General features: G+C 44.3%; 21 protein-coding genes. 16 read left to right on the forward strand and 5 right to left on the reverse strand.

Translation table 11 applies throughout. From position 1 onward, the window contains the following. The 13 genes from AB6D80_RS08675 to AB6D80_RS08735 form a co-directional block, all read left to right on the forward strand. On the forward strand, positions 1-961 hold a 961-nt coding region (locus AB6D80_RS08675; RefSeq protein ID WP_372188311.1), incomplete at its 5' end, for a chemotaxis protein CheW. A gap of 70 nt (positions 962-1,031) precedes the next feature. Next, positions 1,032-1,526: a chemotaxis protein CheW gene (locus AB6D80_RS08680; protein WP_009848530.1), complete on the forward strand. Its 495-nt coding sequence runs from the start codon at positions 1,032-1,034 to the stop codon at positions 1,524-1,526. Next, the gene (locus AB6D80_RS08685; protein WP_372043856.1) at positions 1,526-2,038 is read left to right on the forward strand and encodes a DUF2802 domain-containing protein; all 513 of its coding nucleotides are present in this window, start codon (positions 1,526-1,528) and stop codon (positions 2,036-2,038) included. The genes AB6D80_RS08680 and AB6D80_RS08685 overlap by 1 nt, the downstream gene beginning before the upstream one ends. Positions 2,039-2,316: 278 nt before the next feature. Continuing rightward, positions 2,317-2,934, forward strand: a complete 618-nt coding sequence (ccmA, locus tag AB6D80_RS08690) for a cytochrome c biogenesis heme-transporting ATPase CcmA (RefSeq protein WP_372066510.1) — start codon at positions 2,317-2,319, stop codon at positions 2,932-2,934. A gap of 1 nt (position 2,935) precedes the next feature. Further along, positions 2,936-3,604 (forward strand): heme exporter protein CcmB, encoded by a 669-nt coding sequence (ccmB, locus tag AB6D80_RS08695; protein ID WP_009848527.1) that lies wholly within the window; start codon positions 2,936-2,938, stop codon positions 3,602-3,604. A 183-nt stretch (positions 3,605-3,787) separates the two neighbouring features. Continuing rightward, entirely contained in the window at positions 3,788-4,528 is a 741-nt protein-coding gene (locus tag AB6D80_RS08700) for a heme ABC transporter permease (RefSeq protein WP_009848526.1), read from the forward strand. Between the two features lie 14 nt (positions 4,529-4,542). Next, positions 4,543-4,749 carry a heme exporter protein CcmD gene (gene ccmD / locus AB6D80_RS08705; protein WP_009848525.1) on the forward strand — a complete coding sequence of 69 codons (207 nt, stop codon included), beginning with the start codon at positions 4,543-4,545 and terminating at the stop codon, positions 4,747-4,749. After that, on the forward strand, positions 4,746-5,228 hold the full coding sequence (gene ccmE / locus AB6D80_RS08710) for a cytochrome c maturation protein CcmE (RefSeq protein ID WP_009848524.1): 483 nt from the start codon (positions 4,746-4,748) through the stop codon (positions 5,226-5,228). Before ccmD ends, ccmE begins: the two co-directional genes overlap by 4 nt. Next, a complete protein-coding gene (locus AB6D80_RS08715; RefSeq protein WP_372188313.1) occupies positions 5,225-7,195 on the forward strand; it encodes a heme lyase CcmF/NrfE family subunit in 1,971 nt (656 codons plus the stop codon). The genes ccmE and AB6D80_RS08715 overlap by 4 nt, the downstream gene beginning before the upstream one ends. Positions 7,196-7,200: 5 nt before the next feature. Beyond that, on the forward strand, positions 7,201-7,752 hold the full coding sequence (locus AB6D80_RS08720; protein WP_009848522.1) for a DsbE family thiol:disulfide interchange protein: 552 nt from the start codon (positions 7,201-7,203) through the stop codon (positions 7,750-7,752). Continuing rightward, entirely contained in the window at positions 7,749-8,237 is a 489-nt protein-coding gene (locus tag AB6D80_RS08725) for a cytochrome c-type biogenesis protein (RefSeq protein WP_009848521.1), read from the forward strand. Before AB6D80_RS08720 ends, AB6D80_RS08725 begins: the two co-directional genes overlap by 4 nt. Then, positions 8,237-9,457, forward strand: coding sequence for a c-type cytochrome biogenesis protein CcmI (ccmI, locus tag AB6D80_RS08730; RefSeq protein ID WP_012603452.1), 1,221 nt, complete (start codon positions 8,237-8,239; stop codon positions 9,455-9,457). The genes AB6D80_RS08725 and ccmI overlap by 1 nt, the downstream gene beginning before the upstream one ends. 118 nt (positions 9,458-9,575) lie before the next feature. Then, the gene (locus AB6D80_RS08735) at positions 9,576-10,361 is read left to right on the forward strand and encodes a VacJ family lipoprotein (RefSeq protein ID WP_012603453.1); all 786 of its coding nucleotides are present in this window, start codon (positions 9,576-9,578) and stop codon (positions 10,359-10,361) included. A 130-nt stretch (positions 10,362-10,491) separates the two neighbouring features. On the opposite strand, the gene AB6D80_RS08740 is transcribed toward AB6D80_RS08735, so the two are convergent. The 4 genes from AB6D80_RS08740 to AB6D80_RS08755 form a co-directional block, all read right to left on the reverse strand. Beyond that, positions 10,492-11,766: an outer membrane protein transport protein gene (locus AB6D80_RS08740; protein ID WP_372188315.1), complete on the reverse strand. Its 1,275-nt coding sequence runs from the start codon at positions 11,764-11,766 to the stop codon at positions 10,492-10,494. Positions 11,767-12,062: 296 nt separating this feature from the next. After that, the gene (locus tag AB6D80_RS08745; protein WP_017099182.1) at positions 12,063-13,331 is read right to left on the reverse strand and encodes an outer membrane protein transport protein; all 1,269 of its coding nucleotides are present in this window, start codon (positions 13,329-13,331) and stop codon (positions 12,063-12,065) included. A gap of 297 nt (positions 13,332-13,628) precedes the next feature. Beyond that, on the reverse strand, positions 13,629-14,357 hold the full coding sequence (locus AB6D80_RS08750) for a DUF3379 domain-containing protein (protein ID WP_371707236.1): 729 nt from the start codon (positions 14,355-14,357) through the stop codon (positions 13,629-13,631). Then, complete coding sequence (locus AB6D80_RS08755; protein WP_009848515.1) at positions 14,350-14,898, reverse strand: sigma-70 family RNA polymerase sigma factor; 549 nt, start codon at positions 14,896-14,898, stop codon at positions 14,350-14,352. Before AB6D80_RS08755 ends, AB6D80_RS08750 begins: the two co-directional genes overlap by 8 nt. 559 nt (positions 14,899-15,457) lie before the next feature. Between AB6D80_RS08755 and fadI the strand changes: the two genes are divergently transcribed. Further along, complete coding sequence (gene fadI / locus AB6D80_RS08760; RefSeq protein WP_009848514.1) at positions 15,458-16,765, forward strand: acetyl-CoA C-acyltransferase FadI; 1,308 nt, start codon at positions 15,458-15,460, stop codon at positions 16,763-16,765. After that, positions 16,765-19,011 (forward strand): fatty acid oxidation complex subunit alpha FadJ, encoded by a 2,247-nt coding sequence (gene fadJ / locus AB6D80_RS08765; protein ID WP_372188317.1) that lies wholly within the window; start codon positions 16,765-16,767, stop codon positions 19,009-19,011. Before fadI ends, fadJ begins: the two co-directional genes overlap by 1 nt. Positions 19,012-19,328: 317 nt before the next feature. Here fadJ and AB6D80_RS08770 read toward each other — a convergent pair whose 3' ends face one another. Further along, positions 19,329-22,106: an insulinase family protein gene (locus tag AB6D80_RS08770; protein WP_371995690.1), complete on the reverse strand. Its 2,778-nt coding sequence runs from the start codon at positions 22,104-22,106 to the stop codon at positions 19,329-19,331. 304 nt (positions 22,107-22,410) lie between these two features. Between AB6D80_RS08770 and sixA the strand changes: the two genes are divergently transcribed. Then, a complete protein-coding gene (gene sixA / locus AB6D80_RS08775; protein ID WP_371707233.1) occupies positions 22,411-22,875 on the forward strand; it encodes a phosphohistidine phosphatase SixA in 465 nt (154 codons plus the stop codon). Positions 22,876-22,950: the final 75 nt, after the last annotated feature.

Consider the following 22,950-nt stretch of genomic DNA (forward strand, 5'->3'; position numbering starts at 1 on the left):
AGAGCCAGAGCCAGAGCCAGAGCCAGAGCCAGAGCCAGAGCCAGAGCCAGAGCCACAATTAACGACTAGTCATTATTCAAGCTACGCCGAAATACGCGCTGCAGAATTTGAAGTGCCGAATCTTGAGGATGTTCAGAAACTTCTGAGTCGTTTAGAAGCGACTAATGTTGTCGATGAGCTGAATCTAGATGAGTTGATGGATCGGAACACACAGCAAATTGCTCAGCAGGCAGACATGCAAATGTTTGACGCTGCAGTAGAGTCTGTTCAAGTGTCTGTAGACCCTGAAATTCAAGATTGGGATCTTCCAGAACCTGATTTATCAATTGCTGTAGAGCCACCTGTTGAATCGCAGCAAATTGAAGAGTTACAAGCTGAATCGCTGGAGACGGAGCAAGTAGAAGTTAAGGCTACTGAACCCGATCTTGAATCTCCTCAAATTGAGCCATTTACCGAACTTGAAACTCAAGCTGGTGGAGCCGGTCAGTTTACATCATGGGAAACGACGGCTAGAACTGAAGATTTTCAAGTGCTGTATTTTGATGTGAACGGTGTGACGTTTGCTGTGCCACTTGATGAGCTCGGGGGTATTCATCGCCTCGAAGAGTTAAGTCATATTATTGGCAAACCTGCTTGGTATTTGGGGTTGCAAACTAATCGAGATAGTAAGCTAGACGTGGTTGATACCGCCAAATGGGTGATGCCTGAAAAGCTATTATGTGATGATTATAAAGAAAATTATCAATATATAGTCATGCTTGGCGAAAGCTTGTGGGGGCTTGCGAGCACAGAGCTTAAAGGTACCGAGCTGCTTAGTACAGATAAAGTACGCTGGCGAGAAACGGCAGGGAAACGGCCATGGCTCGCTGGTATGGTAAAAGAAAAAATGTGTGCTTTGATCCATGTTGAAGCATTAACCGCCATGCTAAATGCAGGGCTAGACGTAAAAGCATTGGGCTAGTACTACGATTGGTACAATATAAGCATCAAGTTAACAACAGTGGTCGGTAACGACGGCAAGAGGATTATCTATGTCTCATATGAGTGAAGTTGAAGTAAGAAAAGATCAAACAAATGATGAAGTACTTCAATGGGTGACATTTCAACTAGAAGAAGAAACTTACGGCATCAATGTAATGCAAGTACGTGAAGTATTGCGTTACAGCGAGATTGCTCCAGTACCGGGTGCTCCAGACTACGTTTTAGGTATTATCAACCTGCGTGGTAACGTTGTTACTGTTATTGACACTCGTTCTCGTTTTGGTTTGATGCAAGGTGAAATCACTGATAACACACGCATTATTGTTATTGAGTCTGAGCGTCAAGTTATTGGCATTTTAGTAGATAGCGTTGCTGAAGTTGTTTACCTGCGTTCTTCTGAAATCGACACGACACCAAGTGTTGGTACTGATGAAAGTGCTAAGTTCATCCAAGGTGTTAGTAACCGTGATGGCAAGCTTCTTATCTTAGTCGATCTGAACAAGCTGTTAAGTGAAGACGAATGGGATGAGATGGCTCACCTGTAATGTTTGAAGCGCTTTCTTTAAACCCTATTGCTCTGATAGTCGGAGTTGGGGTTTTTACGTTATTCATCGTGATTTTGATTAGCAAAGTAAAAAGTGCAATTCAAAAGCAGATCGATACGTCACGCCTGCAAGTTCGTAACTTGGATAAAGAGCTTCAAAAATCGAGTAAGCAATTACTTGAAGTTCGCTCTGTTGTGGTTGGCCTTGGTCAGAAAGTGACGGAACAGCAAGATCTGATAAAACACTTGAATGAACGTATTGTTGAGTTGGAACATGCGGACACCGATGGGCGTTTGTATACACGTGCAACTAAAATGGTTCAGCTTGGGGCTGGGATAAACGAACTGATCGAAGAGTGTGAATTACCTAAGGCAGAAGCTGAGCTGATGATGTCTCTGCAGAATAAGCTCGCAGGTAAGGAAAAAATCCCTTCGTTAAGAAGTAATCCTTCATCGTATGATGAACAACCTGCATCCTCTCGTGATCGCAGAGACCCGACTCGACGTCGTTAAATTTAGCGCTTACTGCGTAATGAGCAATTGATGTTCATCACGCACACCTCTTAAAAGAAGCTTCGGCTTCTTTTTTTGTGCCAGTTATACCTATATAGAACGATGTTTATAAGTATTTGTATCTAATGCAATATCTTGTTTGTTGATGAAAATGTGTAAATTGTGATGCGGTGGTAACAGTTTCTTACGGAGTTTGTCCTTTCGAAAACGCCTAGTCCTGTTTTGTCACCTTATTGGTGTGCTACTATAGCCCCCTCATTACTCGACTAAATTTACCTATGCTAGAAGTCTCAAATTTAACTGCTATTCGTGACGACAGGGTTCTGTTTGAATCGTTGTCTTTTCAATTGAAACCCGGTGAACTGGTTCAAGTTGAAGGTCGTAACGGTACTGGGAAAACGACACTCCTTAGGATTATCACCGGGCTAGGCGACCGCGATGACGGCACTATCTCTTGGGATGGCGAATCTATTGAGTCGAACCGAGATATGTATCACCAAAATTTGCTTTTTCTTGGTCACCAAACTGGCGTGAAACGCGAGCTCAGTGCCTATGAAAATCTGAGCTTCTATCAATCGATTCACAGCAGTGGAACGAGTAAGGAAGAACTTTACAATGCATTGGCTCAAGTGGGGCTTGCTGGTAGAGAAGACGTACCAGCAGGGCAACTTTCAGCGGGGCAACAGCGCCGTGTGGCATTGGCTCGTCTTTGGTTGAGTAAGCAAATGTTATGGATTCTAGACGAACCGCTGACTGCAATAGACAAGCAGGGTGTTAAGGTTTTGGAGTCTCTTTTTTCTCAGCATGCAGATAAGGGTGGCATTGTGTTATTAACCACACACCAAGATATGTTTGCTGATAGCCCGAAACTAAGAAAAATAAAGTTGGGTGAGTAATATGATCTCTTCAATGACAACGATCATCCGACGTGAGCTATTGATCGCATTTCGTCGCCAAGCCGATATCTTTAACCCTCTGTGGTTTTTTATTATTGTCATCACCCTTTTCCCATTGAGTATCGGCCCTGAGCCAAACCTACTTGCACGTATTGCTGCAGGTATTGTTTGGGTAGCGGCTTTGCTTTCTGCATTGCTCTCTTTAGAGCGTTTGTTTCGTGATGATTTTCAAGATGGCGCGCTTGAGCAGATGATGTTGATGCCCATCCCGTTGCAGTTGGTAGTCTTGTCCAAGGTCATAGCGCACTGGTTATTGACAGGGTTACCATTAATATTGATCAGTCCGTTGTTGGCGGTACTGCTGTCCTTGGATTTCGATACTTGGTTATCGGTAGTCTTAACGTTATCGGTCGGTACGCCTGCATTAAGCTTTATTGGTGCGATTGGTGTGGCTTTAACGGTTGGGTTACAAAAAGGTGGTGTGCTGTTAAGTCTGCTTATTTTGCCGTTGTATATCCCAATTCTTATATTTGCTACATCAGCGATTGATGCCGCAGCGTTAGGCGTTGCGTATAACGGACAATTAGCGGTGTTAGGGGCAATGTTAATGGGCGCGATGACGCTCACCCCATTTGCCATCAGTGCAGCACTGAGAGTGAGTGTTAACTAGTTAATTACCTGGTTAAGATTAACTACGCACTCACCAGCACTTTGCATGTTCAAAGTGAACTATTTAAAGCCTTCAAACTCCTAGAGTCACTGAAAGAAGCTGTAAGCCAAATAAATTATAATAATTATAGCTGTGATAGCTGTGATAGCTGTAAGCAATATGAAGTAAGAGTGAGATTACAACATGTGGAAATGGCTCCATCCCTACGCCAAAGCAGAAACCTCTTATCAGCTTGCTGGTAAACTTCTGCCATGGTTTTCGATCCTAGCGCTATTGTGTCTATCCGCCGGTACTGTATGGGGGCTTGCATTTGCCCCTTCTGATTACCAGCAAGGCGATAGCTTCCGAATTATCTATATCCATGTTCCGTCTGCAATTTGGTCTATGGGTGTATACATGTCGATGGCAATTGCCGCCTTTATCGGTTTGGTATGGCAGGTAAGGCTGTCAGACATGGCTGCGTTGGCTATGGCGCCTATCGGTGCTGTATTTACCTTTATTGCGTTACTAACTGGCGCTGTTTGGGGTAAACCAATGTGGGGTGCTTGGTGGGTTTGGGATGCACGTTTAACCTCAGAGCTGATTCTTCTATTCCTATATTTAGGTGTTATTGCACTGCACCATGCGTTTGACGACCAAAAAACCGCAGCAAAAGCAGCCGGTATTTTGGCCATCGTTGGTGTCATCAACCTACCTATCATTCACTTTTCAGTAGAGTGGTGGAACACACTCCACCAAGGCGCAACAATTACTAAGTTTGATAAGCCTTCTATTTCAAGTGACATGCTATGGCCGCTTCTTCTTAACATCTTCGGTTTTGCCTTTTTCTTTGGTGCTGTGACTATGGTTCGTTTTAGAAACGAAATCATCAGTAAAGAGAGTCACCGTCCATGGGTTCGCAAGCTAGCGGCTAATAAAGCGTAGTAGGGTAGGTAATTATGTATTTTGAATCTCTGAGTGATTTCTTTGCCATGGGTGGCTACGCCTCATATGTATGGAGTGCATTTGGAATCACATTCCTCGCGATGATCATTTTACTGGTCGTAAGCGTTCGTCGTGGTAAGCAATTATTAAATGAAGTACAAGCTAAGATTGACCGTCAAGCTCGTATTGATGCAGCAAAAAATATGGAGAACACTCTATGAACCCAAGACGCAAAAAGAGGCTAGGCATTATCTTAGCGATCTTTTTTGGTATCAGTGCAACTGTTGGATTGATGGTTTATGCACTTAACCAGAACATGGATCTGTTCTATACACCAACCGAGCTCGTCAACGGCAAAGATGGTAAAAAACCTGAAGTGGGTCAACGCTTACGTATTGGTGGCATGGTTGTAGTCGGCTCTGTAAGCCGTGACAATGAATCATTGCGTGTTAGCTTCGATTTGGCTGATGTAGGCCCTAAAGTGACGATTCTATATGATGGCATCCTTCCTGATCTTTTCCGTGAAGGCCAAGGTATTGTTGCTCAAGGTGTCCTTAAGGATGCAACGACAATTGAAGCGTTTGAGGTGTTGGCAAAGCACGATGAAGAATATATGCCTTCTGAAGTTGCTGAAGCAATGAAGAAAACTCATGAGCCTTTGCAATACACGACTGAACAAAAAGAAGGAAATGCTCAATGATAGCCGAGATCGGCCATTTTGCGATGATCCTGTCTTTGGGACTTGCACTGCTGCTAAGCGTGCTCCCACTGTATGGATCCGCTCGAAATAACACATTATTGATGAACAGTGCGCGACCGCTGTCGTGGGGTATGTTCGGATTCCTAGCGATTTCGTTCTTTATCTTGTGTTACGCGTTCTACACAAATGATTTTACGATTCAATACGTAGCAAGTAACTCGAATAGCCAACTACCTTGGTACTACCGAATTACCGCGGTTTGGGGGGCTCATGAAGGCTCACTACTGCTTTGGGTTATAATCCAAGCGGGTTGGACGGTAGCAGTTGCAACGTTTAGTCGTGGTATGCCTCAAGAGTCTGTGGCTCGCGTACTGGCGATTATGGGTTTAATTACTGTCGGCTTCTTGCTGTTCATTATCGTAACGTCTAACCCGTTTTTACGTACATTGCCTTTCTTCCCTGTTGATGGCCGTGACTTGAACCCACTACTGCAAGACCCGGGTTTGATTATTCACCCGCCAATGCTTTACATGGGTTATGTAGGTTTCTCGGTAGCGTTCTCTTTTGCAATCGCTTCTCTAATGAGCGGTCGTTTAGATACGGCATGGGCTCGTTGGTCTCGTCCTTGGACAATCGCTGCTTGGTTATTCCTAACAGTAGGTATCGCACTTGGTTCATGGTGGGCTTACTACGAACTTGGCTGGGGTGGCTGGTGGTTCTGGGATCCAGTAGAAAACGCTTCATTCATGCCTTGGTTAGCTGGTACTGCTCTAATGCACTCACTAGCGGTAACCGAAAAGCGTGGCACATTTAAAGCTTGGACAGTCTTGCTGGCTATCTCTGCATTCTCACTAAGCTTACTAGGTACATTCTTAGTTCGTTCGGGCATCTTGGTATCGGTTCACGCATTCGCGTCGGATCCTGCCCGTGGTATGTTTATTCTAGGTTTCTTAGTGTTCGTTATCGGTGGTTCACTGTTGTTGTTTGCTGTTAAAGGCGCATCGGTTCGTGTACGTGGTAACTTCGATTTGGTTTCTCGTGAAAACGCGCTACTCGGCAACAACATCCTATTGATTGCTGCACTTGTGGTTGTGTTAGTTGGTACCTTGCTGCCATTAGTTCATAAACAGTTAGGCTTGGGCTCGGTATCTATCGGTGCACCATTCTTTGATATGTTGTTCTTCTGGTTAATGATCCCGTTCTCGTTCCTATTAGGTATCGGTCCACTGATCCGTTGGAAACGTGACAACCTATCTAAGCTCGTTAAACCTATGCTGATCTCAGGTGTATTCTCACTGGGCTTAAGTGCGCTAATGGTTACGATTTTGGCTGACCGTTTCAGCGGTACCGCTTTTGCCGGTTGGGTAATGGCATTCTGGATTATCTTCATGCATGGCTTTGAGCTTCATGAACGTGCGACACACCGTCATACATTCCTGAAAGGCCTGACTAAGCTACCTCGTAGCCACTGGGCGATGATGTGTGGTCACATTGGTTTGGCCGTGACAGTGATTGGTATTGCGATGGTGCAAAACTACAGCATCGAACGTGACGTACGCTTAGCACCAGGTGAAAGCTACCAACTTGAAGAGTACAGCTTCCTGTTTACAGGAGTTCGTGACAAAGATGGCCCTAACTACGATGGTTACATTGCTGACTTTGAAATTACCAAAGAAGGCAAATACATCAACACGCTTCACGCTGAAAAACGTTTCTACACAACCGCTAAGTCGATGATGACAGAAGCGGCGATTGATCGTGGCGTAACGCGCGACCTTTACATCGCAATGGGTGAGCGTTTAGACGACAATAAATCTTGGGCTGTGCGTATCTACTACAAACCATTTGTACGTTGGATCTGGGCTGGTTCTCTGATTATGTCGATTGGTGGTGTTATTGCTATCAGTGACCGTCGTTACCGCTTCCGTAAGCCAACGAAAAAGTCTACTAAAGAGCAGGAGGCTTAATTCGAATGAACAAGAAGATTTTATTCATTCCATTGATTGCGTTCATGGTTCTAGCTGGAATCTTTGCGACTCAATTGATGCGTAACCAGTCGGGTGACGACCCGACTAAACTTGAATCGGTATTGATTGGTAAGCCAGTACCTGAGTTCGGTTTAGAAGACTTAGAGCAACCGGGTAAGTTCCATGATCAAGCTATCTTTAAAGGTGAGCCACTGCTTCTAAATGTGTGGGCGACTTGGTGTCCTACTTGTTATGCAGAGCACTCTTACTTGAATAAGTTAGCGGGTCAAGGCGTTAAGATTATTGGCCTTAACTACAAAGATGATCGCAATAAAGCGGTAGGTTGGTTAAAAGAGCTGGGCAATCCATACTTGATCAGCCTGTTCGATGGTAACGGCATGCTAGGTCTTGACCTTGGTGTGTATGGCGCTCCAGAGACTTTCCTCATTGATGCTAACGGCGTAGTTCGTTATCGCCATGTTGGTGACGTGAACCCAACTAACTGGGCATCGACGCTTGAGCCGATGTACCAAGAGTTGTTGGAGGAAGCGAAATGATTAAGAAGACACTGATTGCTCTATTCGCTACATTTGCTATTTCGGCGACTGTTTCTGCTGCGCCTATCGAATTTCATGAATTTGATACCGTTGATCAAGAGCAGCAGTTCAAAGAGCTAAGCAACACGCTGCGTTGCCCTAAATGTCAGAACAACACCATTGGTGATTCGAACGCAGAGCTTGCGGTTGATTTACGCCAAAAAGTGTATGAAATGACAAAAGATGGCAAGTCGAAGCAAGACATCATTGATTACATGATTGCTCGCTACGGTAACTTTGTTACTTACAACCCACCACTCACATTAGCCACATCAATCCTTTGGGTTGGTCCGTTTGCGGTAGTCGTGTTTGGTTTCGGTTTGATCATTTTACGAAGCCGAAAGTCAAAGTCGAAAGCAGTAGAGTCAGATAAAGACTGGGATGCAGACAAAGAAGCTCGTTTAAAAGCGTTACTCGATGAAGAGAACGACGGAGATAAGAAGTAATGACTCTATTTTGGATTTCTACCATTATCCTTTCGCTAGCAGCTATTTTCTTAATTGTTCTGCCCTTCATAAATAAGAAGGCGAACAATGATGAAATGCTTCGCGACGAGTTGAACAAAGCATTCTATAAAGATCGTCTCGTTGAGCTCGAAGTAGAAGCAGAAGAAGGCCTTGTTGATAACCAACAAGAGCTGATCGCTGATTTGAAACAGTCTCTACTTGATGATGTACCTGCGCAGAAAGAGATGAAGAAGACCCAAATCTCAACATTGGGCGTCGTAGTACCATCTATTGTCCTAGTCGTGGTTGTTACATATGGTATGTACTTTCAGTTTGGTGCTCTGGATAAAGTCCAACACTGGCAAGAAGTGAGTTCAAACCTTCCTGAGTTGTCTAAAAAGCTAATGTCATCGGAAGGTGGTGCATTAACGGATGATGAACTAGAAGATTTGACTCTGGCACTTCGTACTCGTCTGCACTATCAACCAAAAGATTCGACAGGTTGGTTACTATTAGGTCGTATTGCATTGGCTAACCGCGACGCGGAAACTGCGAAAGATTCGATGCAAAGAGCTTACAAGCTTGAGCCAAAGAATGAAGATGTTCAGCTAGGTTATGCACAAGCATTGATGCTTTCACCTGATGATGCGGATCAAAACCAAGCTCGTTTAATTTTGAGCCGTTTGATTCAAAACGACTATGTTGATCTTCGTGTGTTCTCGTTGCTAGCGTTTGATGCGTTTGAGCGTCAAGACTACCCAGGTGCTGTTAAGTACTGGAGCATCATGCAACAGATGATTGGTCCACAAGACAGTCGCTATGAAATGTTGTCGCGCAGTATTGAAAGTGCACAGAAGAAAATGGGCAATGCTATGGGCGTTGACCAAGGTAAAACTGTTGCTGTAACGCTTGAATTATCTGGTGATGTGAATGCTGCCCCTAGTTCAGTGTTAGTTGTATCAGTGCACAGAGCTGACGGCTCACCAATGCCGATTGCTGCGGCTCGTTATCCGCTAGGAACTTTCCCTCGTACTGTCGTTCTTGATGATGGCAACAGCATGTTGGAAGGGCAGAAGCTGTCCAGCCTTGAAACTCTAATGGTTAGAGCTAGGCTTGATACAGATGGTAACGTTTCAACTCGAGACGGTGATTGGTACGGTGAAAGTGAAGTGGTTGAACTGGGTGCCCCAGTTACCATTGATATCAATAAGCAATATTAATCATTACTTTGCATAGGTGTTAGCTATTCCGATTTATTAAAAAACGGTATAGACTTACGCAACCAATTGAGGCCAGCGATTGCTGGCCTTTTTTATTATTCCTTATGGAAAAGGTGATATGTCTATCAGTGTTTTAAGACTTTCGAGTTTACTCTTCATCGCAAGCTTAACGGTAGGTTGTTCGAGCGTACCAGATGAAAGCAATGGCGGTGATAATTTCGAAACCTCTGAATATGTCGAAGAGTCCCATCCGAACGACCCTTTTGAAGGTTTCAACCGAGCGATGTGGGATATCAACTACGAGTATCTCGACCCTTATTTGGTTCGACCTGTTTCTCTTGCCTATGTTGACTATACCCCTGTACCAATTCGCTCTGGTATTTCCAATTTTTTAGCCAACTTAGATGAGCCATCAAGTATGCTCAATAATCTCATTATGGGTAATGGTGGGAAAGCGCTCGATCATTTCAATCGTTTTTGGATTAACTCTACCTTTGGTCTTCTTGGTCTGATTGATATTGCTAGCGAAGCGGGGATCACCAAATATGACGAAAAGTCGTTTTCTGATGCGATTGGTCATTATGGGGTAGGGAATGGACCGTATTTTATGCTGCCGGGATATGGCCCTGTGACGACCCGACAAGTAACAGAGCAAGTGGATAGCTTATATGTACCTTTGTCTCTGTTTACCTTTTGGGCAAAGTTAGGGAAGTGGGCCTTTGAAGGTATGGAAACACGTGCTCAGTTGGCCTCGCAAGAAGCCTTATTAGATGACTCTCCAGATCCATATGCTTTGACTCGTGATATTTACATCCAACGTCAAGATTTTAAAGCTGAGATCGAGCCAGAAGAGGTTGATCTTGAGGAAGAAGATTTCATTGATGAGTATCTCGAAGATTACTAGAGACAAAGCTTAGATAAGCAGATAAGAGAAAGGCTCGATGTTAATTCAACATCGAGCCTTTTTAATGCTTTCTACTTTTCTACTTTTCTACCTTTCGGTAAGAAGGTAAGTAGATAATTAGGTAACTAGCCTAGAAGCGGTAGTTAGCTTGGATACCGACTAACCAGATGCTGCCTGTCACTTCGCCTTCGAAGCTACCACCAAAGTAATCTGCTTTTGGATCTTTTTCATGCATTTTCGCGTCTTTCGCTAGAATGTAAGTGAAGCCTGCATCCAGAGTTAGCTGTTCAGACCATTGGTAGCCCGCACCGATACTTAACCAAGTGCGGTCTGTTTCTGGGATCGTCGCAGTACGGTGCTCTTCGCTTACCGCTGAAGTATCGTAGGCAATACCAGAACGCAGTGCTAGTTTAGAGGTCATTTGGTAAGTCGTACCGATTGCAAAACGGTAGTTGTCTTCCCAGTTCTCTTGCTTGATCTCTACGCTTTTTTCACCAGGGAAATCAGCAACAAGCTCTTTAAAGCTGCTCCAGTTTGTCCAGTTAATACTCGCGTGAACCGCTACTGTGTCTGTCAGTTGATGGAAACTTGCAAGTTCTGCTGTTGCCGGAAGAGCGAGATCCATTGAACCACTCTTGTGCGCTACTGGGTTTGTTGGGTTGAAGCCAATACCCTTAGCGTAACCTTCTAAAGTCAGGTCAACTTCTGATTTGTAGGTAAAGCCAAGGCGGTTGTCTTCATTAATGTCCCAAGCGGTACCAACTTGCCAACCCCATGCCGTGTCATCACCTTCCATGTATTTCAAAGAGGTACCAGACTTCACTGGAATAAGAGAGTTTTTAGTTGATACTGCACCAAAGCTACCTTCAGCCATGATGTAACGTACGCCACCACCAATAGAAACACTCTCTAGTACTTGATATGCAGCGTTCAAGTTCAGCTCCATAGTAGTCACACTTGCTTCGTTACCATGGTTTGCACCGCCGAAGTCTTTACCCAGGTCCGTAGCCATGCCGTAGTTAGTACCAGCGGCAAAGCCTAACGCAAATTTGTCATTGTACTTATGAGAAGCATAAAAGTTTGGAATAAAAGCACTGTGCGCGAAGTCACTAGAGTTAGATGTTGTTTTACCGCGCGGAGTTGTAGAAGTCCCTTCAATATCAATGTTTGGGTCTACGTAGATACCACCAACAGAAACCTGTGTGCCTTCTAGGTAAGTCAGCATAGCAGGGTTACGCCATTGCGTGTCTGCACCGTCAGCCATTGCTGCTTCACCAGCGTAAGCACGACCTAAGCCTGTTGCTGAGTATTCTGCTAGTTGAAAACCTGCCGCGTTAGTTACGGTAGAAGTCGAAAGTAATCCTACTGCCACTGCAGCAGATAGAAGAGTTTTATTCATTTTCATTATTATGTTCACTGAATCATAAGTATTTAGTGGCGTGATTCTACTTTTAGAGTTATTACTTTAAAAATGAAATTCGAATAAAACAGTGTTTTAGGGATTAAATGAGCAAATGTGTTTAATTATTAGAGAAATCATCTAAATGTTTCGGCTGTGTTGCGAAGTTTGAGCGTACACCTGTAGCTGTATATTTGCTCTGCAGGCTACAGTTGTAAGCTTAAATTTAGGTTGGTCAGTGGTTTAGGAAAACAAAAAAGGGTCGCACAATGCGACCCTTTGGGGTTATAGCTAACTTTATATTAGAAGCTGCGGCTGTACTGAAGACCTAATAGGATTGCATCAGCATGTGTCGTCGCTGTTAGTGGTGTACCTGAAGAGGTTTCTGAAACCTTCACATCGTCACCTAACAAGTATGTAAAGCCGAAGTCTACGTTTGAAGCAGTGTCAATGTGGTAAGTGAAACCAGCAGAGAACCACTGACGGTCTGAATCCGGAACAGAGATAGATGTCAGTTCGTCTTGCGCACTGGTGTCATACATGTAACCGGTACGTAGTGTCCATGTATCGTTTAGGTAGTAAGTACCACCAATTGCGTAGTGCCAACCATCTTGCCATTTGTATTCTTTATTGTAGCTACCATTTGCCCCACCAACTGGTGATGTTGCTAGATCTAAGTTTCTAAATTCGATCTGGTCGAAGTCACCCCAGCCGATCCATTGTACAGAGTAGTGAACTGCGAACTTAGTATCTTCAATTTTGTGGAAACCAGAGAATTCAGCGATGTCTGGTAGTGGTAGCGTGATTTCTTGGCCCTTGTCATCTTTAGCGGTGATTTCAGGGCTATAACGGTACGCTAGACCAAAACGGTTGTTTTCATCTAATTCGTAAACGGTACCAACATTAAAACCAACAGCCCAACCATCAGCTTTGTCGACGTTTAATAAAGAGGTGCCTGCCGGTGGAATTCCCTTAGATGGATTTCCTTTACCAAAACCAGCACCAGCGGTACGTTTCATCGTACCTTGACCATAAATAAGGTCTAAACCTGCACCGAAGCTCCATTGGTCGTCTAGTCGGTAAGAACCTGCAAGACCAAAGTTGACGCTCTTAACATCCGTTAAGCCACCGTATTCAGCTGCCGGGTAGTTGTCGTCAAACTCTGTTTTAGTACCGAAGTTTGAGTAGGCATTGATACCCCAAGCAAATTTATCATTTACTGGAACGATAAGGTGGATGTTAGGCGCGATTGATGTGTCACCTACATCATCAGTATTATTTACCGGAACTTTGCCACCAACGTAGTTAACGTCGTTGACTTCAATCATTGAAGTGATGCTTTCAAAACCAAGAGATAGCTCAGTTTTATCAAATAGTGCCATTGCTGCAGGGTTACGTGCCATTACTGACGCGTTATCTGCGATTACTGCATCACCAGCAAAAGCACGGCCGATGCCGGTTGCTGATTGTGCGTTAAGTTGGAAACCTGCTGCCATCGCTTGCGAAGACGCCAGTGTAATTGTTACTGCTAAAAGAGACTTTTTAAACAGACGCGTGTTGTTGGTAGTCATTCATTTATTCCTTTATATATCCGCCTCTACAGGGCGATTAATTTGAGCAATTGCTCAATGGTGGCTGATCCTATTCGGAAGTATACGATATACAAATCCGACCATTGGAAATTTTGAGGGTAAAATTATGGAAATGACGCCTATCTGGCACGAAAATGGAGAGAAATGCTGTTTTTTAGAGTTTTAACTCTAGAGGCATTGGTGTGGTGAATGGTTTTTTGGATTATTGATAAACAAAGCCCAGCAATATCAGTAGTATACTTGCTGGGCCTTTTGTTACGGGGCTTTGAGAGCAAGTTAGCTCATTGGTTTGATCATTTTTGTCAGCTTTTCGGCGATTTTAGAGACATCCTCGCCATCTTCCCCTACAAGGATCAAACTGCTGCCATCGATCGGTGTTACCGAGCCTGACATGCCTTTTTCATCAAAGTCGATAGACTTGTCAGTCGGAATGCCAGTTAAAAACAGCGTGACTTTGCCTTTTTCGCCTTGGAAAACCATGTGCATTGCGTTGGATTTGCCAAAACCACAGTGGTTCAGGTAATAGACGTGGTAAGGGAAAGCATCATCAAACTGAAAAGCAAATGGATTCATTTTTGCATTGATCTGCTGCGATGTGACCTGTTCATCGATGTTACTAACAAAGCTCTTCTCATCAACAACATGCTTCATCGCCGTATCAACTAAACTAGCTTGCGCAGGTGAAACGAATGCATTTCCCCAATTCACTTGGCCAACTAATAAACCAGCAACAAATGCCACCGAGGCAGCCATTGCCATTGCTCGTCTCGCAAACGTAGGCCTTACTACTTTGCTTTCTTCGCTTGAGGTCTGATTGAACAGAATACGATCAGCAAGATCGTCTGGCACATCCACATTCAATGCTGAATGGATTTGCTTATCAAGTGATAGTACATCGTCTAAGAAATTACTATTGGCTTCACTATTCGCTGCTGCATCAATAATGTCTTGTGTACGTTGCTTAGGTTCCGACAATACACGACGACGAAATTCCAAATCATCCATTATGTTGCCCCCTCTCTGCCTCTTCTGTATCCAGCATCTCTTTCAACTGATTTCGAGCTCTGAATAAACGTGTCATCACCGTATTTTTGTTAAGATCGAGAATATCGGCGATCTCATCACCACTAAAACCACCAATCACTTGTAAGAAGAGGGGTTCACGGTATTCGATTTCAAGTTTCATGATCTGCGCTTGCAACCATTGGTGTTGATGATGTGGGTCATCACTGATGCTAGCATCGTTACCATGATCGTCGATATCAACCAGATCAAATTGTTTGCGTTCAAAACGTCGAGCATTCTCGCGGCGCAAGATAGTAATCAGCCATGACTTTGCGGCTTTTTCATCTTGTAGGCTATCGAGTGACTTCCATGCACGAAGGCAAGTTTCTTGAACTAAATCTTCGGCAATGCTTTTGTCTTTGCATAGCCAATAGGCATAGCGAAAGAGGTCACGATGATAGGCGCGCACGAGTGCTTCGTATTTTCTTTGTTTGTCCATATCAGAGTTGACCGGACGCTTGGCTGTTTTCTTTCCAAACATTTTTATTATTGACACACGAGCCTCCATAATTGCTCTGCGTATAGCTGTCTTCTATACGTTGTGCTTCGTTATATATGCTGTTTCGTTTTTAGGGCTAACGTCGGCAGGAAGTCGTAAAATCACATTAAAATTGATCTACTTCAAAATTTAAGCCCTCGAAAACGCTATAGTACACCTTGTCGTCTAGTTAGTCATTCGTGGCTAGCATGTTGAGCAAGACGACACTTCCTTTTGAAGGCTGACTTTACTTTCTCCTAATCAGGAAACTGATTATTTCAATTGGCGTTAAGTTAATTGCTTTATATACATTCCGACCACACAGTTTTGTGTGGTTTTTTTTTGCCTTAAGAAAAACATCCCTTACATAGCGATAACAGCTTTGCTTGCAATAGTTTAGTATCTTACGACAACCTTTCCCTCAAAAAGGTTCGCCTGAATGTTCAGTTAGATTTTCAAGCAGTGGGATACTCGTATCACGTTTATTTAAACGCCTGTTTGATTTAATTAACAACTTGTTTACAATGCTTCAGGTCAGACCTCTTAACCTTAAGGAGAAACCATGGGCAAACAGGAAGTCAAAACGCGTTCTGGAGAACGTGTTGCCGTTGTCGCTGGACTACGAACCCCATTCGCTCGTCAGAGCACAGAATTTAGCCAAGTGCCTGCGGTTGACCTAGGCAAAATGGTGGTGAGCGAAATGCTTGCAAGAACTGATGTCGATCCTGCGCTTATCGAACAAGTCGTGTTCGGCCAAGTAGTGCAAATGCCAGAAGCTCCGAACATTGCACGTGAAATCGTGCTGGGTACAGGTATGGACATTAATACTGATGCCTACAGTGTGACGCGAGCATGTGCGACTAGCTTCCAAGCTGCAGTCAACGTGACCGAGAGCATTATGGCTGGCACTATTGATGTTGGTATTGCGGGCGGCGCGGATTCTTCTTCTGTATTGCCAATCGGTGTTTCGAAAAAGTTAGCGGCGAATTTATTAGCACTGAGTAAAACGAAAACCATAGGTCAAAAACTGAAGATTCTTAAAACATTTTCAGTCAAAGATTTGATGCCAGTACCACCAGCAGTCGCAGAATACTCGACAGGTTTGTCTATGGGACAAACTGCTGAGCAGATGGCTAAGACACATGGTATTACTCGCGAAGCTCAAGATGCACTTGCTCACCGTTCTCACTCTTTGGCTTCTCAAGCATGGAAAGAAGGCAAGATTAAAGACGAAGTGATGACGGCATTCCCCGCGCCTTATAAAAAGTACCTAGCAGAAGACAACAACATTCGCCACGACTCGACGGTTGAAGGTTACGCTAAATTGCGCCCTGCATTCGACAGACAATACGGCAGTGTAACGGCAGCCAATGCCACGCCTCTTACCGATGGCGGTGCCGCAGTGATGTTGATGCGCGAAGGAAAAGCGAAAGAGCTAGGCTTAGAAGTGCTTGGTTACATTCGTGGTTACGCGTTCTCAGCGATTGGTGTTGAAACGGATATGCTGATGGGGCCGACGTACGCGACCTCTCAAGTATTGAAGAACACAGGACTAGAATTATCAGATCTAACACTTATCGAGATGCACGAAGCGTTTGCAGCTCAAGTTCTGGCTAACGTCAAAATGTTCGCAAGCGATGAATTTGCTCAGAAGAATCTTGGCCGTGACAAAGCGATCGGTGAGATTGATATGGAGAAGTTCAACGTGTTGGGTAGCTCAATTGCTTACGGACACCCGTTTGCAGCGACTGGCGCGCGTATGATGACTCAGACACTGCGTGAACTTAAACGTCGTGGTGGTGGCCTAGCACTGAATACTGCTTGTGCGGCTGGTGGCTTAGGTGCAGCAATGATCTTGGAGGTGGAATAATGTCTATGACTCTTGATGTGAAAAAAGAAAAGAAAGCAGTCAAAAAAACGGATTCAAAGCCAGTGACTGTATCTAAAAGTGATAAGACGGTTTCAAACGATGAAGCCGTAAAACCGGCGACCGCGTTTTCTTTAACTATCGATGACCAAGATATTGCATGGCTTGCGATCGATGTACCAAACGAAAAAATGAACACGCTACAAGCGGCGTTTGCCGAAGAAATGAAAGCAATCTTCGAGCAGTTGAAGGAAAAGCAAAGCCGAGTTAAAGGCTTAATCGTTCATTCATTGAAGCCAGATAATTTTATTGCTGGCGCTGATGTTCGAATGCTTGATGCCTGCAAAACGGCTGATGAAGCACAATCTCTCGCTCGTCAGGGGCAAGAGATGTTCCAAGCGCTTTCTGATTTGCCTTATCCTGTTGTCTCAGCGATTCACGGTCCATGTTTAGGTGGTGGCTTAGAGCTAGCACTATCGTGTGATTACCGTGTATGTACAGACTCAGACAAGACTCGCCTTGGCTTGCCAGAAGTCCAACTTGGTCTGTTACCCGGATCTGGTGGTACGCAACGTCTTCCTCGTCTTATCGGTTTACTGCCTTCTCTTGACATTATTCTTACGGGTAAGCAACTGCGCGCTAAAAAAGCGAAATCGCTAGGTGTCGTGGATGCTTGTGTGCCAGAAACTATCTTGCTGGAAGTTGCTAAGAGCTTTGTTGAAAAGAACTCAGGCGGGAAAAAAGGTAAGCGCTTGGCGTCTAAAAGCCAAGCTTCGGCCAAAGAAAAACTAATTTCACGTACGGGTCTTGGTCGCAAGGTTATTTTTGAACAGGCTTCAAAGAAGACCAATCAGAAAACACGCGGTAATTACCCAGCCGCTGATGCGATTCTTGATGTGATTCGTTATGGCTTAGAGAACGGCTTTGATAAAGGTCTTCAGTACGAAGCGAAGCGTTTCTCTGAATTGGTGATGACCGCAGAATCCAAAGCCCTTCGTTCGATTTTCTTTGCAACGACTGAAATGAAAAAAGAACACGGCGCAGACGCAGAACCGAAAGCGGTTAAGCGTGTTGGTGTGCTAGGTGGCGGTCTAATGGGCGCTGGTATCAGCCACGTCAGTGTTGCTAAAGCGAAAGTCCCGGTTCGTATTAAAGATGTGTCTAATGAAGGTGTGCTCAATGCGCTTAACTACAACTACAAGTTGTTCGATAAGCAGCGTAAACGTCGTATCCTGAGCCGAGCTGGCCTTGAAAGTAAGATGCTTCAGCTTTCTGGTGGTATCGACTTTACAAGCTTTAACCATACTGATGTGGTGATTGAAGCGGTATTTGAAGATCTTGACCTTAAGCAATCAATGGTTGCGGACATTGAAGCCAATGCCAAGCCTAGTACTATCTTCGCGACCAACACGTCTTCATTGCCAATTCATAAGATTGCAGAGAAGGCGCAACGACCAGAAAACGTGGTCGGTCTTCACTACTTCAGCCCAGCAGAAAAAATGCCGCTAGTAGAAGTCATCCCTCATGAAACAACGTCAGAAGAGACTATTTCGACGGTTGTTGCATTAGCGAAGAAGCAAGGTAAAACGCCGATTGTTGTTAAAGACACGGCAGGTTTCTACGTGAACCGTATCCTTGCTCCGTACATGAATGAAGCGGCGCATCTGTTATTGGCAAATGAGCCGATTGAAAAGCTCGACAGCACATTGTTGGATTTCGGTTTCCCGGTTGGCCCAATTACTTTGTTAGACGAGGTGGGTGTTGATATCGGTGCGAAGATCATCCCGATTTTGGTTAATGAATTAGGCGAACGTTTCCAAGGCCCTGATGTGTTCGACATTCTTTTGAATGACAACCGTAAAGGCCGTAAGACAGGCAAAGGTTTCTACACTTACAAAGGTAAAAAGAAGGAAGTCGATAAGTCAGTTTACAAGCTGCTTAAGCTGCAACCTGAACCTAAGCTAAGCGATAACGATATCGCAATGCGCTGTGTACTGCCTATGCTCAACGAAGCGGTTCGTTGTTTGGATGATGGTATTATCCGTAGCCCGCGAGATGGCGATATTGGTGCTATTTTCGGTATCGGCTTCCCGCCATTCCTAGGTGGTCCGTTCCGTTATATGGATCAAATCGGTATTAAGTCACTGGTAGAGATGATGAACGATTTCGCTAAGAAGTACGGTGATCGTTTTGCGCCATGTGATGGCCTACTGACACGTGCTGGGTTGGATGAGTCTTTCTACAAGTAACTCTTTCTATTAGTAATTTTCTAGCACTTTGATTATAAAGCTCGTATCAAGCAATTGATGCGGGCTTCATTTTTATGGGAGTATGCAAAAGAAGGAGATTCGCGACTCAGTCGTTTCTCCTTTTTTGGAATGACGATTGAGATGTAACAAGTAAGCTATTGTGTTGATTAGGAAAGTGGTCAAACACAACTCAATCAAAACTACCGTCATCTCCTAAAGCGACGAAGGAGCGTAATAGGAGATCTGCTCTTGTGCTGCATTCAATAAAAAAGGTTGATGCTTTCACATCAACCTTCTGATCTTTTTAATAAGAACGACTAACCAAGCTCACAGTCTTTAGGACGCAACTGAAACTCATCAATTGAGCCAATCTCAACACCTGCCGACAACTTCTCTTCTTCATTATGAGCATTGCCGTGCGCATGCATAATCAGACGATTCGCTGTACGAGGTTTTAGTTGGCTAACCACAAAGCGCATCATGTCTGAGCGAGTCAGACCTTTGAGCTCTTCTAACACACGATCCCTCTGATTGAATTCCAAATCCTTATTGCCTATCGCAACCCATAAGCGTTGAGCGCGACCACGCAAGGTGGTATCTGGCGTTGAAATTTGATTCCAAAGACCGCGTTTACTGCTGTGCCATTGATAGTCGTTAAGCTCTAGCAATACCATGTAAAAGGCATTGAGGAACTCGTCTATTGAAGCCAACAGATCTGCTGGGGCTGCATTAGGCGATTGCACATACAACACAATACCTGGGTGTCGGTTCAATGGCATATTACCAGTGCCGACCATATAGCCTAGCTGCTGCTTGGTACGAATCTCGTGGAAGAAAGTGGCTGACATCAAGTGGTTGGCCAATGAATACAGTGCAATATTTGTAGGTGATATATCTGAACATTGGTAGTAAACCACGATGGCTGAATCATCTTGATTACACACCACTTCGCGTTGGAAACTACCGTTATCACCCAGCATGATTAAAGGGCGCAGTGACTCTTCGTAAGCTTGGTCTTGAACACGCAGGGCATCTTTTAGCGTTTCAGCCATCTTGTTCGCATCGGATTTTTTCCAGTCACCATACACAAACATTTCGACATGCAGTTCAGCCAAAATAGCTTGAACAAAAGAAGAAAGCTCGTCGACTTCTATTGTTTCCAGCGCTTCAATTAAGACGGAATAGGGCGGGTTATTTGGCTGTAAGATTCCCGTCATCGCATTGAATAGCTGCGAGATAGGACGGTCTTGCGATGCGTTATTCCAGTTTCTGAGCAATTGATGCTTAATCGTTTCGAATCGTATTGAACTAAAGTCGCGTGCTTGGAAACGTTCAAGAATCATATTGAGCAGCTGTGGCTGTTTCTCGCTAAATCCAGACAGAGTAAGTGTGACACCACCCTGATGGGTATACATGTTGTAGCCCATGCCAGCAATCTCAGCTTGATACGTATCTTTTTCAAGCGAGTCTAAGAACATCTCTACACACAAGCGCGTTTTAACGATGTTTCTCGGGGTGGCAACTGAGTGTGGGCTATCTATAGCGATATACACCACACCTTTTGGCACTCGAAATTGATGGTCTTGAAGGTGCCATAACTTAAAGCCGTCCAGCTCTTCTAACAGTTGTGGGTGCTTAGCGTCACCTTCGAGCTCAGCAGGGTCTAAGTCATAGCAAATAAACGGGTTTTTACTTGGGAGCTCAAACTGCCAGCCGGGGTTGATGCATGTAAAGCATTGAATTTGCTCAGCGCTAAATGGTGTGAGCGAATAGGGCGTAAAGTACCATTTCGCTTCTCTGTCATATTCGAATCCTTGAGCAACAACGGTGACCCGCATGTTGTCGACGGTTAAGTAAGGAAGCAGAGAACGTTGTAACTCTTCGTCGAAGTGCGACATTTTGTAATCGCCATACACCACATCTTGCTCTTGGTAATGCTGCATGTTGATAACGAGATGGCTGACGACATCAAGTGGTCTTGAGGGCTCTTGAAAGCGGAAGGCTGATTCCAAAACAGCCCGTTTTTCGAGGTAACGCCACTCTTCAATACCTTGTTGTTCAATCAACTTAATGTACTGGAACACCGCTTGGATGATGTTATCGGTTTTGGTTAAACCTTCGATGGTTAATGAGCAACTGACTGTGAAATCACGATAGTTACTGCCACTTGCGCCGCCACCTGCTGAGAGGGAAGTAATCCAGCCTTTCTCTTTGAGTTGCATCATCAAACTGCCTTCGCCTTCGTAACCGATAAGGTGTGCAAAGAACGATAATGGTTTAATACCGTAGTGTTCATCCATGCTTGGCATTGGGAAGGTTAAGATAAGTTTGCGCACTTCTTTGATCGGTTTAACGTGTACTTGTACACCCGTGCTTAATTCGCCAACAATCGGTACATCGACCTTCTTGCCTTGTAGTTGGTGGTTGGTGATCGAGCTAAAACGCTCCTCAACCCAACTTTGCATCTCGTCTAATGATTGATTGCCAGACAGTGTCAATGTCATTAAGTCAGCAGAGTACTGCTGCTGGTGGAAAGCTAAGATCTCTTGTCGAATCGTCTCGCCGTTTTGGTCACCCAACGTATCGATATTACCGACAGAAAACTTCGAGAATGGGTGATTGTTATTCACCAACTCTTTGGTCACTTGGTACAATCGTCGCGAGTCGTCGTTGAGTTTCATTTTATACTCTGAATCAACGGCTTGGCGTTCTTTGTCTAAGGCTTCTTCGTTGAACAGGGGGGCGGTAAAAAATTGGCTGAAGCGATCGAGTGCATTTTCAAAGGCATTCAATTCAACATCAAAAAAGAAGCAGGTGTGTTCGGTTCCTGTCCAAGCGTTGTTGCTACCACCATGCTGGCTGATAAAACTTTGGAACTCTCCGACCTTTGGATACTTTTCAGTTCCCAAAAATAGCATATGCTCTAAGTAGTGAGCTAAACCCTCTCGGTCTGTAGGGTCATCAAAATGCCCGACATTAACGGCGAGTGCGGCTGCAGCTTTTTGAGCGTTCTGATCGTGAACTAACAGTACTCTCAACCCGTTATCCAATGTTACGTAACGGTATTGATGTTCATCATTAGGGCTTAAATGCACAGATGCATCTCCAGAGAAGGTGGTTTTTAAATTATGTACGCGATGATTTAAGGTGCAAACCTCGCGATCATATTTTGGGATATGAAGTGCTTTTTGGCGACTTCTAAATCACTTTTATCGATTTTTATCAGTGATTTATTTTCTTTTAATAAGATTGTTAAGAAAGTCGAACTCTTTAGCAAGTGACTTGATATAATTATTTATATAGACTGCGGTTTCTCTAGTTTGAGAGCCAAACGCTAAGTAGCGTATCGCTGATATGGGATATATCGACTTTCGAAATGTTACGTAGACAGGACTGAACATGAAAATATTCATAATGCGCCACGGTGAAGCAGAACATTTTGCTAACTCGGATGCAGAACGTGCGTTAACGAAGCGCGGTAAAATGGCGTCTCTTGCGGTAGCTCAAGCTGCAAATGAGCAAGGGTTTAGCCAGTTCGATAAAGTGCTTGTGAGCCCATACTTAAGGGCACAAGAAACGTGGTTAGAAATATCTCAAGCGTTTTCTGGAAAGAAAGTAGAAACCTGTGATGACATTACGCCTTACGGAATGTCTGACGATGTGTTTGATTTGACCATAGCAATGGCTGAAGTAGAAAAGCTAGAGACCATTTTATTTGTTTCTCATTTACCTCTAGTGGGCTATTTAACGGCTGAATTTGCGACGGGCATGGCGCCACCTATGTTCCCAACCTCAGGGCTCGCGTGTATTGAATTCGACCTTAAAAAACAAAAAGGCGAGTTGCTTTGGAACATTAATCCATAGCTGAGCCCGTTTCCTCAAGATAAATTTAAGGGCACCTCATGATTATTGAGATGCTCTTTGTTGTTTCTAACGGAT

This window comes from Vibrio sp. 10N.247.310.17 (assembly GCF_041466605.1).
Taxonomy (GTDB): domain Bacteria; phylum Pseudomonadota; class Gammaproteobacteria; order Enterobacterales; family Vibrionaceae; genus Vibrio; species Vibrio tasmaniensis_A.

What these genes read in the sequence shown, in the direction of transcription:
- AB6D80_RS08685 (WP_372043856.1), top strand. Translation starts at nt 1,526, where the DNA reads ATGTTTGAAGCGCTTTCTTTAAACCCTATTGCTCTGATAGTCGGAGTT.
- AB6D80_RS08700 (WP_009848526.1), top strand. Translation starts at nt 3,788, where the DNA reads ATGTGGAAATGGCTCCATCCCTACGCCAAAGCAGAAACCTCTTATCAG.
- AB6D80_RS08755 (WP_009848515.1), bottom strand. Translation starts at nt 14,898, where the DNA reads ATGTTTGGAAAGAAAACAGCCAAGCGTCCGGTCAACTCTGATATGGAC.
- AB6D80_RS08725 (WP_009848521.1), top strand. Translation starts at nt 7,749, where the DNA reads ATGATTAAGAAGACACTGATTGCTCTATTCGCTACATTTGCTATTTCG.
- AB6D80_RS08720 (WP_009848522.1), top strand. Translation starts at nt 7,201, where the DNA reads ATGAACAAGAAGATTTTATTCATTCCATTGATTGCGTTCATGGTTCTA.
- ccmD (WP_009848525.1), top strand. Translation starts at nt 4,543, where the DNA reads ATGTATTTTGAATCTCTGAGTGATTTCTTTGCCATGGGTGGCTACGCC.
- AB6D80_RS08680 (WP_009848530.1), top strand. Translation starts at nt 1,032, where the DNA reads ATGTCTCATATGAGTGAAGTTGAAGTAAGAAAAGATCAAACAAATGAT.
- AB6D80_RS08715 (WP_372188313.1), top strand. Translation starts at nt 5,225, where the DNA reads ATGATAGCCGAGATCGGCCATTTTGCGATGATCCTGTCTTTGGGACTT.
- sixA (WP_371707233.1), top strand. Translation starts at nt 22,411, where the DNA reads ATGAAAATATTCATAATGCGCCACGGTGAAGCAGAACATTTTGCTAAC.
- ccmI (WP_012603452.1), top strand. Translation starts at nt 8,237, where the DNA reads ATGACTCTATTTTGGATTTCTACCATTATCCTTTCGCTAGCAGCTATT.
- AB6D80_RS08740 (WP_372188315.1), bottom strand. Translation starts at nt 11,766, where the DNA reads ATGAAAATGAATAAAACTCTTCTATCTGCTGCAGTGGCAGTAGGATTA.
- fadI (WP_009848514.1), top strand. Translation starts at nt 15,458, where the DNA reads ATGGGCAAACAGGAAGTCAAAACGCGTTCTGGAGAACGTGTTGCCGTT.
- ccmE (WP_009848524.1), top strand. Translation starts at nt 4,746, where the DNA reads ATGAACCCAAGACGCAAAAAGAGGCTAGGCATTATCTTAGCGATCTTT.
- AB6D80_RS08735 (WP_012603453.1), top strand. Translation starts at nt 9,576, where the DNA reads ATGTCTATCAGTGTTTTAAGACTTTCGAGTTTACTCTTCATCGCAAGC.
- ccmA (WP_372066510.1), top strand. Translation starts at nt 2,317, where the DNA reads ATGCTAGAAGTCTCAAATTTAACTGCTATTCGTGACGACAGGGTTCTG.
- fadJ (WP_372188317.1), top strand. Translation starts at nt 16,765, where the DNA reads ATGTCTATGACTCTTGATGTGAAAAAAGAAAAGAAAGCAGTCAAAAAA.
- AB6D80_RS08745 (WP_017099182.1), bottom strand. Translation starts at nt 13,331, where the DNA reads ATGACTACCAACAACACGCGTCTGTTTAAAAAGTCTCTTTTAGCAGTA.
- AB6D80_RS08750 (WP_371707236.1), bottom strand. Translation starts at nt 14,357, where the DNA reads ATGGATGATTTGGAATTTCGTCGTCGTGTATTGTCGGAACCTAAGCAA.
- ccmB (WP_009848527.1), top strand. Translation starts at nt 2,936, where the DNA reads ATGATCTCTTCAATGACAACGATCATCCGACGTGAGCTATTGATCGCA.